The organism is Kineothrix sp. IPX-CK, from assembly GCF_039134705.1.
GTDB lineage: Bacteria > Bacillota > Clostridia > Lachnospirales > Lachnospiraceae > Kineothrix > Kineothrix sedimenti.
The window spans coordinates 3,801,775-3,815,212 of the sequence record NZ_CP146256.1 but is presented as its reverse complement, the minus strand read 5'-3'; the positions used below and the strand labels follow the sequence as shown (position 1 = coordinate 3,815,212).

Below are 13,438 nucleotides of genomic sequence, written 5' to 3'. Positions count from 1 at the left end.
ATAGGATTAGAAAAAGAGAAAAGCGATGTATGGACAGATAAAGCGATTTGGGTTAAACTTACAAATAGCAACCATGAAGAATAGTGAAACGGAGCAGACAGTAATGATTGTAGTTAAAATTTTAGGCATTATATTATGGATGTTTGTGCTTCCCTTTTGTATCGGACTGATTCCCTTGCGATGGATACCGAAGGAAAAGACAAATATAGGCGTCGTGTTCATCGCCGGTTATATCATCATGCTTCCGATGTGCTGGCTGGTGACGGTGCCTGCGATACTTCTTGTGAAATATGACAGCTTTCTTGTCATGGTACGCTTTTTTACCATTGGCATGGCGATTGCGGCAGCAGCAGGAGTAGCCCTAAGTGCATGGGCGATTAAGAAGAAACGGTGGGTGTCTTTAAAACCGGCATTTCGGTGGACTGACGTTTCAATAGAAGAGAAAATAGAATGGGTTTTGTTTTTGGTGCTCATCGCCTTCCAGCTCTATAAAGCCTTCACTCTCACCTCATTTGACGGAGACGATGCGGAATATGTGGCGCAGTCACTTGTGACCCAGCAGAGCAATACGATGTATCTGATCATGCCGTATACAGGCGGGACAACCTCCTTGGACATAAGGCATTCTCTGGCGGTGCTGCCTATATGGATCGCATATGTGGGAAGAATGACGGGAATCCATACGACTATATTGGCGCATAGCGTCATTCCTTTTGTGTTCATTCCGCTGACCTATGTGGTTTACTTTGAGATCGGCAAACAGCTTTTGCGTAAGAAAAAAGAGTTCCTGCCGGCATTTATGGTGTTTATGGCTTTATTGCAAATATTCGGAAATGTGTCTATTTATACCAACGAGACCTTTTTTCTGACAAGGACATGGCAGGGAAAATCTCTGGCGGCAAATTTCGTTCTTCCTCTCATCGTATGTCTGCTGCTGTGGATATTCGATAAGGAGAATGAGCATAAGACATCCGGGGAGGAACGCTTAGGAGAAAAGGAAAGCACTTTTGGCCTATGGCTCCTCTTATGGCTTACAAATATGACTGCGGGGGTATGTACCTCCATGGTGGTATTCCTCGGAGCGGTGATGGTAGCGGTTATTGCGTTCTGGATGATGATAGCGGAGCGGAAATTCAGCGTGCTCGTTAAGGCGGGGATCGTATGCATACCCAATGTTGCCTATATGATACTGTATTTGCTTTTGCACGTTTAAGAATATAATAGGAGAATTTTTGGCATGTATGGAATTTTTATGGAGAGTGTGGTAATTTTTAAAAATTATGCGGGAAGCCGTCTGACGATTGTTTTGTTTTTGCTGTCGTTAGTTTTTCTGCTTTTTGCGGAAAAGAATAAAAGACGGAGGGCTATCTTCGTGTATACGCCGCTTACATTGCTGTTTCTATTTTTCTTCCCTATTTTCCGAAAGGTGTTCGTTCGGTTGATGAGCGGAGAAGGGGATACTTATTACAGGGTACTATGGCTCATTCCTATGGGCGTTATTACCGCGTATGCGGGAGTGAAGCTGGCCGCTCTGTTATATGATAAATTGAAAGGAAAAATATCTTCTGGTCAGTGTAACTGGATGAAGCGGGCAGTGCTTGCTTCTCTGGCAATAGCAATCGCCCTTTGCGGAAAATATGTGTACGCCAGTCAGTATATGTCTAAGGCGGAGAATCTTTATCATCTTCCTCAGACGGTGATCGATATTTGCGATCTGATAGCTCCCGGGGAAGGCGAGGAGAGGATCTGGTCGGTTTTTCCGACGGATTTGGTCTATTTCGTGAGACAATACGATACGAATATACAGATGATTTACGGGCGGGAAATGGTAGAACCGAAATGGCAGTACGCGGAGCCGGTGCATACGATTATGAACAATCCGACGATTATCGACATCGAGGAGCTGTTAAAGCTGACGAGGGAAAGATATTGCACGTACATCGTTCTTCCCAACAACAAGGACGTGACGGAGGCCCCTGAGAATTTCGGACTGGAGCTTCTGGATACGATAGACGGCTATCCGGTTTATTTCGATCCGGTAGCGGCGGCAAGCGTGAATAATTAGGCGGGTGTGGAAATGTTATTTAACTCATATGAATTTGTATTTGCTTTTCTGCCGGTGTGCCTTCTTGTTTATTATCTGTTGGCGAAAAGGAGCGGAAACAGAGGCACGAAATTATGGCTGATAGCAATATCCCTATGGTTTTACGGAAGCTTTCAGGCAGGATATCTGCTGATTCTCATAGCCAGTATGCTATTTAATTACGGGGCAGTTCTTGGAATGAGCCGGGTGAAAGAAAGTATTTCCTTCTGCAGAAAAGGGATACTGGCAGCGGGGATCCTTGGCAATCTGGGGCTACTCTCTTATTTTAAATATGTTAATTTCTTTATCGAAAATATAAATGCATTCGGAGGTGATCTGCCTCTTTTACAAGCAGCACTTCCTATTGGAATCAGCTTTTTCACTTTTTCGCAGATTTCTTTTTTGGTGGATAACTATAGGGGAGAAATAAAGTCCTGTGGGTTTATGGACTATGTTCTATATATTTCTTATTTTCCTAAGCTGGTGGAGGGACCTATCGTTTCCCATGCCCAGATGCTGCCGGAATTCGAAAAAATCGGGAAAATCGGCTTCAATGCGGAACGTTTCATGCGAGGACTTTGTCTGTTTATTTTCGGTATGTTAAAAAAGGTAATACTGGCGGACACTTTCGGGGGCGCTGTAGACTACGGGTATTCCAACTTGGGAAGCATGCACGGTACTGATGCCGCGCTTTTGGTGATTTTTTATGCGCTTCAGCTCTATTTTGATTTCAGCGGATATATAGATATGGCGATAGGAATCAGCCGAATGTTCAATATAGATCTCCCGATAAATTTTAATTCGCCGTATAAGGCGCAAAATATTGTGGATTTTTGGAAGCGGTGGCATATTACTTTGAATCGCTTTTTCACGAAATATGTTTATATCCCTCTGGGCGGAAACCGACAAGGCTCATGGCGGATGTACCGTAATCTTTTGATCGTATTTCTGCTTAGCGGTCTGTGGCACGGGTCGGGAATGGGTATAAACAATTCATGGAAATTCATTTTGTGGGGAATGCTTCACGGGGTGCTGTACGTATTTACCCGGATGTGGCAGAGAAGAATATCGAAACCGAAAGAGGGAAGTGCTGCACAAAACTTGAAGGCATCGGTCCTTCGCGGGATAAAGGTGCTGTTTACCTTTGGCTATGTCAGTATAGCGTGGGTATATTTCAGGGCGGAAAGCGTAGCACAGGGAAATGAGCTTCTGCGGTTGGTAATAAAGGGTGGTCTTGTTCGCGTTAATAAAGACCTTGCCGAATATTTTAATCTGGATGAGTTCTGGTATATCCTAAAGGTGCTGCATCTGGATGGCTGGGTATACGGCCATTATATTATGATGTTCGCCATTACGGCTTTTTCCCTTTTGCTTGTGTTTTTTGGCCCAAATGCGATGGAGATTTCCGGGAAAATAAAGCCTAAGGCCTGGTCGGCGGTGATAATGGCAGGGCTGTTTTTATGGTGTATCCTGGCATTTTCCAATGTCAGCAGTTTCCTTTATTTTAATTTTTAACAAGAACGATCTTACATAACGGTATGCGTCTCTGGGAGATTGAGGAATAGAAGAGAATGAAACAATATAAAAAGTGGCTATTAATATTTATTGTAATGTTTGCGGCGGCAGCGGCGGCAGTAATACTCCTTGTGGTATATGTAGATCCGTTTTTTCAATATCATGAACCGCTGGAGGATTTTCCTTACGTTGTGGACAATCAGATCAATCAGAATCCGGGAATGGCAAAGCACATGGATTACGACAGCGTGATTCTCGGTTCTTCCATGACGGTAAACTTTAATACAAACTGGTTTCAGGAGCTGATGGGGCTTAAGACCTTGAAGCTCAGTTACAGCGGCGCGTTTCCCAGGGATGAGGCGAACATCATGGACATCGTGTTTAAAAGCGGCCATGAAGTCAAGGCGGCCTTTTTGGGAATTGATGTGATTACCTATACCGGAGGCGTGGAGGAGACTAAGTATCCGATTCCAAAATATTTGTACGATGATAATGTATGGAACGATATATCCTATGTGCTGAATAAGGATGTGCTTCTGGAATATATTCTAAGACCCCTTGCAGATCCGGACAAGACGGATTTGGCTACCGTTTATGCAAGCTGGTGGACGGAGGAATATTACAATAAGCAATGGGTAATGCATAACTATGAGCAGCCGGAGCCGGTGGAGGAGGAGGCAGATCCTGAGAATTACGTAAACAATGTAACGGTGAATTTGGATGCGAATATTTGCCCTTATATAGAGGCGAATCCGGATACGGAGTTTTATATTTTTTATCCTCCTTACAGCATCTTGTTCTGGAACGATGTCTTGAGGGAAAATCATATGGAGGCTACCATGAGGGAATATGAGTACTTGACGGAATGCCTGCTCGAATATGATAATGTCAGAGTATTTTTCTTTCCCAGTCAGGAGTGGATTGTAAGTGATTTGGACAATTACGCGGATTACAGCCATTATCATCCGGACATCAACCGTTATATGACAGAATGCTTCGCTTCGGGTGAGTGTGAGGTAACAAAAGAGAATCTCCACGCGGAGCTTACTAAGATGAGGGATATTGTAAAGACTTATGATTTTGAAGAATTGTTTTCAGTAGAATACTGATTTTAGCTTATAGGATTAGAGAGTTGATGCGGACTTGTGCATTTTTTCAAAATGGGAACGACAAAATTGAACTGTCGTTCCCGTTTTGTTGGTTCCCATATTTTACTTAGAAGAAGTGTGACCGGTATTTATAACCTCAGCCAGCCTGTCGGCGAGAGCATTTCTTCCGGCGTCGTTCAAATGGATATAGTCGGTCATATAATCCCTGTAATTATCTTCGTTTATCGTGCCGTAATAGTTGTCGATGATGGATACGCCACAGGAAATTGCTACATCCACTTCCTTCACCAGATAATGGGGAAGAGCGCCGTTCCCAAGGTCCACGGTGCCTCCGTTCTGGTAATTGCCGTTCTCATCGATGCACTGCGCAAAAGTATGAGACATGACGAAGATGCGAATATAGGGGTATGCTTCCTGAATTGTCTCGATAGCACTTCGAAGGCCTCCGGTATAAGTACTGATTTCATAAGGGTCGTTAGGATTATCGGAAGGGACTTTTTCCAGATAGTCGATAGCGTCATACATGATGACAATAGTGTCTATCTTATCATAATCTATAGATTCCAGAGTGGCTGCGGCCTGCGCATATCTTTCGTCCTGCTCCCCTGCCGACACGGACTTGAGAGCGGTGAAATCCTTGCCTGCAATGCTTTTGGCAACGTATGGAAGATTGAAGTTATCCCTTGGGTACCCTTCGTTATAAGCAGAATATTTCGCTCCGATACCGGAATCGGGAAATCCGCCGTTGTATACGGTGGATTCTGTTTTTTGTGCTAAAAGAGAAGTAAAGCTGTTTTCCCCCATTTCGTCGGTAAGAGGATTGCCGCCCAGACAGAGAATGGTGTTCACGCCATCGTCCGTTCTTCCCTCCAGATTGGTATCGCTTAAGGGAATGATGGTATCCAGTGCTTCGATATCATAGCCTTCTGCCAGATTGTTCGGGTCGTAATCGGACTGGGTCCCGATGTTCCAGATGACGAGCTTTATGATGGCAATCGCCGCAATGATAAGAATTGCGCCGAGAATTATATAGTGCCAGTTCAAAGATAACTTCTTATTTTCATTTTCCATAACGATTCCTCCTATGAATGTATATTGTACTATTATTTATTTCAAAAATCTATACGAAATATGAGCCGGATAAAATTTTAAGATTTATTTTATCCGGCTCATATTCCTTCTCTTTCTTCTTCGTAATCCTTGATTTTGTCAGCAGCGCTGACTGTTAAGCTCTTTATACCACTTGCTGTACTTATACATGCGATAGGTGGTGCTGAGCTCCTTTAGCTGTTCCTTATCGGCACATTGCTCTTTGAAAGCATTTCTTTGTGCCATGTCCATACTGACGTAATCCATGTATGGAATACGGAGCTCAATAATGGCTCCTCCGCATTTCGGACATGTCATCTTGTGACCATTTAACATGTGAACCCGATGACAAGGTTTGCAATAGTGCATGTACATCATGAAAAAAATCCCCTTTTCCAATAACATAATATAACTAAGCCTGTTTTTAATTGTGTCAGTTATGACGAAAAAAGTCAATAACTTAATTAAGTAATTCATCGACAAAATTAGAAAAAATACTAATTTAATCATACAATTGGCCAAAATTATGTAAATCATGAAAATAGTATGGCAAAAATTCATCATAGATTTAAGATATGCGTTATATGGGAAGAAAAAGTCAGACAAAAGAGTGATATGGTGAAAAACATTGAAAAAAGGTATTTTTTATGTTAATATGTATCCAAATGATTATTTGGGAAGGGTTTACATAAACAATGAAAAAAGAACATAGCAAATCCGATAATGCTATTAGGGATAACGAAATGAATAATTTTGATATCGTGAAAGAGCTGGATTTCATGGAATTGGATGAAAATGGCTTTTATGACGATGAGGATGAGTATTTCGAAGAGGAATATACGGGGGTTCCTGTGAAAAAGAAATCTGCTTCTAAAAATGAGAAAATTGTCTCTGAAAATGAGAAAATTATCTCAAAAAATAAGAAAATTGCTTCTGAATATAAGAGAAGTACTTCGGTAAGGAAAGGACACACATCTAAGAAGAAACAAAGCGCTCCGTTAAAGAAGAAAAATACATCTGTCAAAAAAGGAAATACATTGGAGAAGCGGGAAAGTACTTCAATAAAGAAGAAAAGTGTTTCAGCCAAAAAGACAAAAGTATCAACAGCAAATAGGGCTAAGAGCTCCCGGAGTAGAAGGAATAACGGTAAAGAAAGCCGCTTATGGTACAAAATAAAATGTATGGATACCATAGATAGAGTCGTTGCGACTACCGGTGTTTTGATTATGGTGTTCGCCATTGTGACGTGTACGATGTATGCGGACGCGAAAGTGGCCGATATGCAGGTGGCTTCTTTTCAGGAGATCGGCGCCGGAATGGAAGGAATCGAGGTTATCGGCGAAAGCGGACTTCTGGCAGTGGCTGATGCCCAGGCAGCTAAGGTGGCTGTTCAGGAAGAAATGACCGAGGCGGCGGAGTACGATGAGAAGGAACTGGAGACGACAGAGTCGATCAAAGTTGAGATGCATCTTAGTTCCATGCAAAAAGACTTAAAAATAAAATTTGTGAACAGCACGACCGGCAAGCTGGTCGCCAGCATACCTTTTGAAGTAAATATTACGGATGCAGGCGGGAAAACGTATACGCTGAAGGATGAAGATAAGGACGGAATTATTTATAAGACCGATATGGCGGCAGGTAAATGCAGTGTTGCCATGGCAAGTATTTCCGGTGCGGAGGATTATACTTTTTCTACGGAAAGTGTATCGGTGACTATAAAGGATAAAATCGAATACAAGAAAGTGGATGTTTCCGATGAGGTAAAGAAGGAATCGGATGTTAACGTTGCGGCGGAAGATACGAAGAAGCAGGATACCACAGTGGAATCTGTGCTTACGGATACGGTAGCGTGGGTGGAATCAACTAAGACGGCATTAAATGGATCAGGAAGCGAGGCCGGTTATGAGGAAGTGCCGAAGGATAAGATCACGGATCCTAATACTCTTGTAAAAGCGAGTGAATTCATGCGCTTTGCGGCAACGACCACGGACCAGACGACGGCGGTTACCACCACGACTCCTACGGATACGACCACAACGCCTACGGACACAACAACTCCCACGATTACGGAGATAAAGGTTAGCCTGGACAAAACCAGCCTTCCCTTGAAGACAGGTGAGACTGCTGTTTTGACGGCAACTACGGATCCTGCAGGTAATGCGGTGGAATGGAACAGCAGCAATGCGGGAATCGTATCGGTGACGGGAGGAACTGTCGTTGCGGTGAGCGCCGGGACGGCGGATATTACAGCCAAGACATCTACCGGACATATAGCGACCTGTACGGTAACAGTTACGGAGCCGGAGAAGGTGAAGCCAACGATTACGATCAGTGCGACAACCGGCAAGGTGCTTACGGAAAAGACGCTTAAGCTTACTGCGGAAGTAAAAAATGCGTCGGATGCTTCCGTGACATGGTCTTCCGATAACGACGCGGCAGCGATGGTAGCAAGCGACGGCACGGTAACCGGTGTGAGTGCCGGAACGGCCACGATTAAGGCGATGAGCAATGCGGATAATTCTGTTGCGGCAACCTGTGAAATTACCGTTAAGGCCAATCCGGAAAAAGACAGCTCCACCAAGTTGAAGGACAACGACGGCAATCAGCTCTATGTTAAGGAAACGGACAGCAAATTAAGAGAAGCCGTTTATTCTGATTATTTCAAGGCGGATAAATTTTATAAGGTATCCTCTGTGAGTGCCGAGTACAAATATACCGGCTGGCAGACTATCGACGGCAAGACCTATTATTTCAATGCAGACGGCAATAAGGTAACCGGTGAGCAGATTATCCAAGGGGCGAAATATAATTTCGGCAGCGATGGAGCATTAGCATCCTCTTCGGGAAATATGGGAATCGACGTATCCAAGTGGAACGGAAATATCGACTGGAACGCAGTAAAGAATTCCGGTGTATCTTATGTAATCATCCGTTGCGGTTATCGTGGTTCCAGCACGGGCGCCCTGATCGAGGATCCGAAGTTCCGGTCCAATATTCAGGGAGCTTCGGCAGCAGGCCTTAAGGTGGGAGTGTATTTCTTTACTCAGGCTGTAAACGAGGTGGAAGCAGTAGAGGAAGCCTCCATGGTAGCGAGCTTGATCAGCGGTTACAAAATATCCTATCCGGTGTTTTTGGATGTGGAGCCCAGCGGCGGACGGGCGGATAGCATCGGCAAGGATACGAGGACTGCGGTTTGCATGGCATTCTGCCAGACCATTCAGAACTCAGGGTATACGGCGGGAATCTATGCGAACAAGACATGGCTGACCTCCTATATTAATACGGCAAGCCTTACCAGCTATAAGATATGGCTGGCTCAATATGCGGCGGCCCCCAGTTACTCGGCGACGAAGTATGATTTGTGGCAATATTCCTCCAAGGGCTCGGTATCGGGCATAAGCGGTTCTGTGGATTTAAATATCAGTTATCTGGGATATTAATTAATTATTCTTTATAAATTGCGGTGAATATTGCAAAGAGAAGAATAATGAGCTATAGTGAGAATAAAAAACGGAAAGGCATGTTAAACATTATGAAAACTTATCTGGTAACGGGCGGGGCAGGCTTTATCGGCTCTAATTACATTCATTACATGTTTAAAAAATATGGAAACAATATTAAGATTATTAATGTGGACGCCCTCACCTATGCGGGAAATCCCGAGAATCTGAAGGAAGTGGAAAACAAAGATAATTACGAATTCATTAGGGCGGATATCTGTGATAAAGAAGCGATCTCTAAAATATTTGAAAATAACGACATCGACAGAGTCGTACATTTCGCGGCAGAAAGCCATGTGGACAGAAGTATCCGCAATCCGGAGGTGTTCGTGCAGACCAATGTTCTCGGAACAGCAGTAATGCTTAACTGCGCAAAGAGTGCCTGGGAGCTTGAGGATGGCAGCTTTAAGCCGGACAAGAAGTTTCTGCATGTATCTACGGATGAGGTATACGGCTCTTTGGAAGAAGACGGCGAATATTTCTATGAGACTACGCCGTATGCGCCTCACAGTCCTTATTCCGCAAGCAAGGCCGGTTCGGATATGCTGGTAAAGGCATATATGGACACTTACCATTTCCCTGCGAATATAACCAATTGCTCTAATAACTACGGCCCTTATCAATTTCCGGAGAAGTTGATTCCCCTCATTATCAACAATGCACTTCAGGGAAAGAACCTTCCGGTATACGGAGACGGCAAAAATGTCAGGGACTGGCTGTATGTGGAAGATCATGCCAAGGCGATTGATATGGTTCAGGAGAAGGGAAAGCTCTTTGAGACTTACAATGTGGGCGGACATAACGAGAAGCAAAATATCGAAATCATAAATATTATCATAGAAACGCTGCAGGAAATGCTTCCTGAGAACGATCCGCGTAAGAAGCTGGTAAGCAAGGACTTGATTACTTACGTGGAGGACAGAAAGGGCCATGACAGAAGGTATGCCATAGCACCGGATAAAATCAAAGCGGAAATAGGCTGGGAACCGGAAATCATGTTCAAGGAGGGCATCAGACTGACGATTCAGTGGTTCTTCGAGAATGAGGACTGGATGAAGAATGTTACCAGCGGAGAATATCAGAAGTATTATACGGATATGTATAGCGGAAAGTAAAGAACTATATTTTTGATGGGAACGGTTTTAAATCGTTCCCATTTTACGTTTTCAATCCAGATATTTTGTGATATACTAAATGGTAATGTAAACGACCTTGAAAGGAGAACGTTTTTAACATGAAAGGAATTATTCTTGCAGGTGGAAGCGGAACACGCCTCTATCCGTTGACGAAAGCGATTTCGAAACAGATAATGCCGGTTTACGACAAGCCGATGATATATTATCCGCTGTCAACCCTAATGCTGGCAGGTATCAGGGAGATACTAATTATATCTACACCCAGGGATGTGCCCGTATTCGAGGAGTTATTCGGCACGGGAGAGCAGCTTGGCATCGAGATTCAATATGCGGTCCAGGAATATCCCAGGGGGCTTGCGGATGCCTTTATCATCGGAGCGGATTTCATAGGAAACGATAGCGTGGCGTTGGTACTGGGCGACAATATTTTTTATGGACAGAGCTTCTCCAGGGTGCTTCGCGAGGTTGCGGAGAGAGAAAAGGGAGCGACCATTTTCGGATATTATGTCCGCGACCCCAGGGAATACGGAGTGGTAGAGTTCGACGAAAAAGGGAAAGCTCTTTCTATAGAAGAGAAGCCGGAAAACCCGAAAAGTAACTATGCGGTGCCGGGGCTGTATTTTTATGACAATGACGTGGTGGAAATTGCCAAGAACGTAAAGCCTTCCGCACGCGGTGAAATAGAGATTACGAGCGTAAATAACGAATACTTGCGCCGTGGAACGCTGATGGTGGAGACGCTGGGAAGAGGCTTTGCATGGCTGGATACGGGGAATCATGATTCTCTTCTGGATGCGGCGGATTTTGTATCGGCCTTCCAGAAAAGGCAGGGGCTGTACATTTCCTGCATTGAGGAGATAGCCTATAAGAGAGGATTTATTACGAAGGAACAGCTCCTTAAGCTGGCGGAACCATTGATGAAGACAGATTATGGAAAATACATGATAGAGGTTGCTAATGGGCTCTAAGCTGAAGAATGTGACTGTTTTTCTGGTCATTATAATGTTTGCAGCGGTAATAGGAAGCGTATTATATGCAAACAAGGATATTTTTAACAAAAATGAAGAACAAGAGGTATTTGCCGAAGTCCAGGAGAGCGGAGAAACGCAGACAGATGCTCAGGCAGACCGGATAGGCTCGGATGAGCGTGCGTTTTTAACGGATGAAACCTTTTTTGACCCGGACAGAAAGCCTTATTCTTCTATAGAGAAAATGAGCGAAAAAAATCTGTCCCTGCTCATGACTTCGATAGAAAAGGATCTGCGCATTCAGATCGTGGATAACGCGGGTAAGCTCGTGAAGGGGGAGACCTTTTGCGTGGTCCTGAATGGAGATAAGGAATATTTGGACGAGGATCAGGACGGTGTCATTTACATCGACCATCTTCGTGCCGGATCCTATGAAGTGACTTTGAAGGAGACGGTGGGCTATCGGGTGCCGGATACGTCGGCCAGAATTGAAGTGAAGCAGAGCGTGGAATATGCGGCGATCGACGATATCAGCCTGCTCATATTTACGGAGGATGACGTAGACCCTGCATTGGAGGATTTGGAAGTAAACGGTGCTGAAGATGATGCGGACAATACTGAGATAACCAAGATGCAGGCAAGCAACCCCAATGCTAAGATCGGTATCGACATTTCAAAGTGGAACAAGGAAATTGACTGGGATAAAGTAAAAAATGAAGGCGTGGAATTCGCGATTATCCGTGTGGGTTATCGTGGAGCTACTACGGGCGCGCTGATTGAGGATCCTTATTTCCGAACCAACATAAAAGGTGCCCTGAACGCAGGTATTCCTGTAGGAGTATACTTCTTCACGCAGGCGGTGAATACTGTGGAAGCGGTGGAAGAAGCCAGCATGGTTATAAATATGTGTAAGGATTACGATATCAGTTATCCGGTTTTCATCGACACGGAGGGCGCGGGCGGCAATGGTCGGGCGGACGGCCTGGAACTGGAGGCGCGCACGCAGATATGCAAAGCCTTCTGTATTACGATGGAAAGTGCCGGATATAGAGCGGGCGTATACGGAGCAAGAAACTGGTTTAACGAGATGTTAGATATGAGCTTGTTAAAAGACTATGTCGTATGGCTTGCAGAATACAGAGATGTGCCGGTATATCAGGGCTACTACCACATGTGGCAATATACCTCCGGCGGGAGCGTGGACGGAATCGAAGGAAAGGTAGACTTTAATTTAAGTTATCTGAAAATAGAATCACCTAAGGCGGATGAAGCCGAGAATGCCGAGGGAATCACAACACCGCCGAAGATAGGGGAGTCCCTTGACGGAGAGGTAGCGGAGCCCAAAACAATCGGCGGAACAGAGAATGCTGAATGGTAGTGTGATGCCAACGGGCAGCCGCTAAATGGACAAGCAGGCATGTCTGCTCGGCTCGTTGCCTGCGTAAGAATAAAGAAAAGGAGCAAAAGTCGTTTAATATGGGAAAGATAACGGTAGAGACATGTGAGATAGAAGGGCTTAAAGTAATTACGCCTGCAGTTTTTGGAGATTCTAGGGGATATTTCATGGAAACATATCATTATGAGGAGTTCAAAGAGGCTGGAATCGATCAGATTTTTGTTCAGGACAACCAGTCGGCTTCGAAAAAGGGCGTGCTTCGGGGATTGCACTTCCAGAAGGAATTTCCTCAGGACAAGCTGGTAAGGGTAGTAAGCGGAGAAGTGTTCGACGTGGCGGTAGACTTGAGAGAAGGAAGCCCGACTTTTGGCAAGTGGTTCGGCGTGGTACTGTCTGCAGAGAATAAAAAACAGTTTTTTGTCCCGAAAAATTTTGCACATGGATTTCTTGTACTGTCCGATGTTGCGGAGTTCGCATATAAATGCACGGATTTCTATCATCCGAACGATGAGGGAGGCCTGCTTTATAATGACCCCGATATCGGGGTAAAATGGCCGATTCCGGAAGGAATGGAACTTATCATGTCTGAGAAGGACACGAAATGGGGCGGCATAAAGGAATATGCCCGGGAGAAATAGGACG

The 13,438-nt window shown here is 44.5% G+C and carries 11 protein-coding genes; 9 read left to right on the top strand and 2 right to left on the bottom strand.

The window, feature by feature from the left end; all coding sequences use genetic code 11:
• The first annotated feature begins 73 nt into the window (after positions 1-73).
• From V6984_RS18275 to V6984_RS18260, 4 genes are read left to right on the top strand one after another with little or no spacing between them, the layout of a single operon-like run.
• The gene (locus V6984_RS18275) at positions 74-1,213 is read left to right on the top strand and encodes a DUF6077 domain-containing protein (protein WP_342757032.1); all 1,140 of its coding nucleotides are present in this window, start codon (positions 74-76) and stop codon (positions 1,211-1,213) included.
• A gap of 24 nt (positions 1,214-1,237) precedes the next feature.
• The gene (locus tag V6984_RS18270) at positions 1,238-2,065 is read left to right on the top strand and encodes a hypothetical protein (RefSeq protein WP_342757031.1); all 828 of its coding nucleotides are present in this window, start codon (positions 1,238-1,240) and stop codon (positions 2,063-2,065) included.
• Positions 2,066-2,077: 12 nt separating this feature from the next.
• On the top strand, positions 2,078-3,598 hold the full coding sequence (locus V6984_RS18265; RefSeq protein WP_342757030.1) for an MBOAT family O-acyltransferase: 1,521 nt from the start codon (positions 2,078-2,080) through the stop codon (positions 3,596-3,598).
• 56 nt (positions 3,599-3,654) lie between these two features.
• Complete coding sequence (locus V6984_RS18260) at positions 3,655-4,707, top strand: hypothetical protein (protein WP_342757029.1); 1,053 nt, start codon at positions 3,655-3,657, stop codon at positions 4,705-4,707.
• Positions 4,708-4,809: 102 nt separating this feature from the next.
• Here V6984_RS18260 and V6984_RS18255 read toward each other — a convergent pair whose 3' ends face one another.
• On the bottom strand, positions 4,810-5,778 hold the full coding sequence (locus V6984_RS18255) for a hypothetical protein (RefSeq protein ID WP_342757028.1): 969 nt from the start codon (positions 5,776-5,778) through the stop codon (positions 4,810-4,812).
• A gap of 138 nt (positions 5,779-5,916) precedes the next feature.
• Entirely contained in the window at positions 5,917-6,063 is a 147-nt protein-coding gene (locus V6984_RS18250; RefSeq protein WP_342757027.1) for a hypothetical protein, read from the bottom strand.
• A 428-nt stretch (positions 6,064-6,491) separates the two neighbouring features.
• Between V6984_RS18250 and V6984_RS18245 the strand changes: the two genes are divergently transcribed.
• The 5 genes from V6984_RS18245 (at position 6,492) to rfbC (ending at position 13,434) form a co-directional block, all read left to right on the top strand.
• Positions 6,492-9,236, top strand: coding sequence for a GH25 family lysozyme (locus tag V6984_RS18245; RefSeq protein ID WP_342757026.1), 2,745 nt, complete (start codon positions 6,492-6,494; stop codon positions 9,234-9,236).
• A 92-nt stretch (positions 9,237-9,328) separates the two neighbouring features.
• Entirely contained in the window at positions 9,329-10,411 is a 1,083-nt protein-coding gene (gene rfbB / locus V6984_RS18240) for a dTDP-glucose 4,6-dehydratase (protein ID WP_342760050.1), read from the top strand.
• A 119-nt stretch (positions 10,412-10,530) separates the two neighbouring features.
• Complete coding sequence (rfbA, locus tag V6984_RS18235; protein WP_342757025.1) at positions 10,531-11,400, top strand: glucose-1-phosphate thymidylyltransferase RfbA; 870 nt, start codon at positions 10,531-10,533, stop codon at positions 11,398-11,400.
• Positions 11,390-12,778 (top strand): glycoside hydrolase family 25 protein, encoded by a 1,389-nt coding sequence (locus V6984_RS18230; RefSeq protein ID WP_342757024.1) that lies wholly within the window; start codon positions 11,390-11,392, stop codon positions 12,776-12,778. Before rfbA ends, V6984_RS18230 begins: the two co-directional genes overlap by 11 nt.
• A gap of 98 nt (positions 12,779-12,876) precedes the next feature.
• On the top strand, positions 12,877-13,434 hold the full coding sequence (gene rfbC, locus V6984_RS18225) for a dTDP-4-dehydrorhamnose 3,5-epimerase (protein ID WP_342757023.1): 558 nt from the start codon (positions 12,877-12,879) through the stop codon (positions 13,432-13,434).
• The last annotated feature ends 4 nt before the right edge of the window (positions 13,435-13,438 follow it).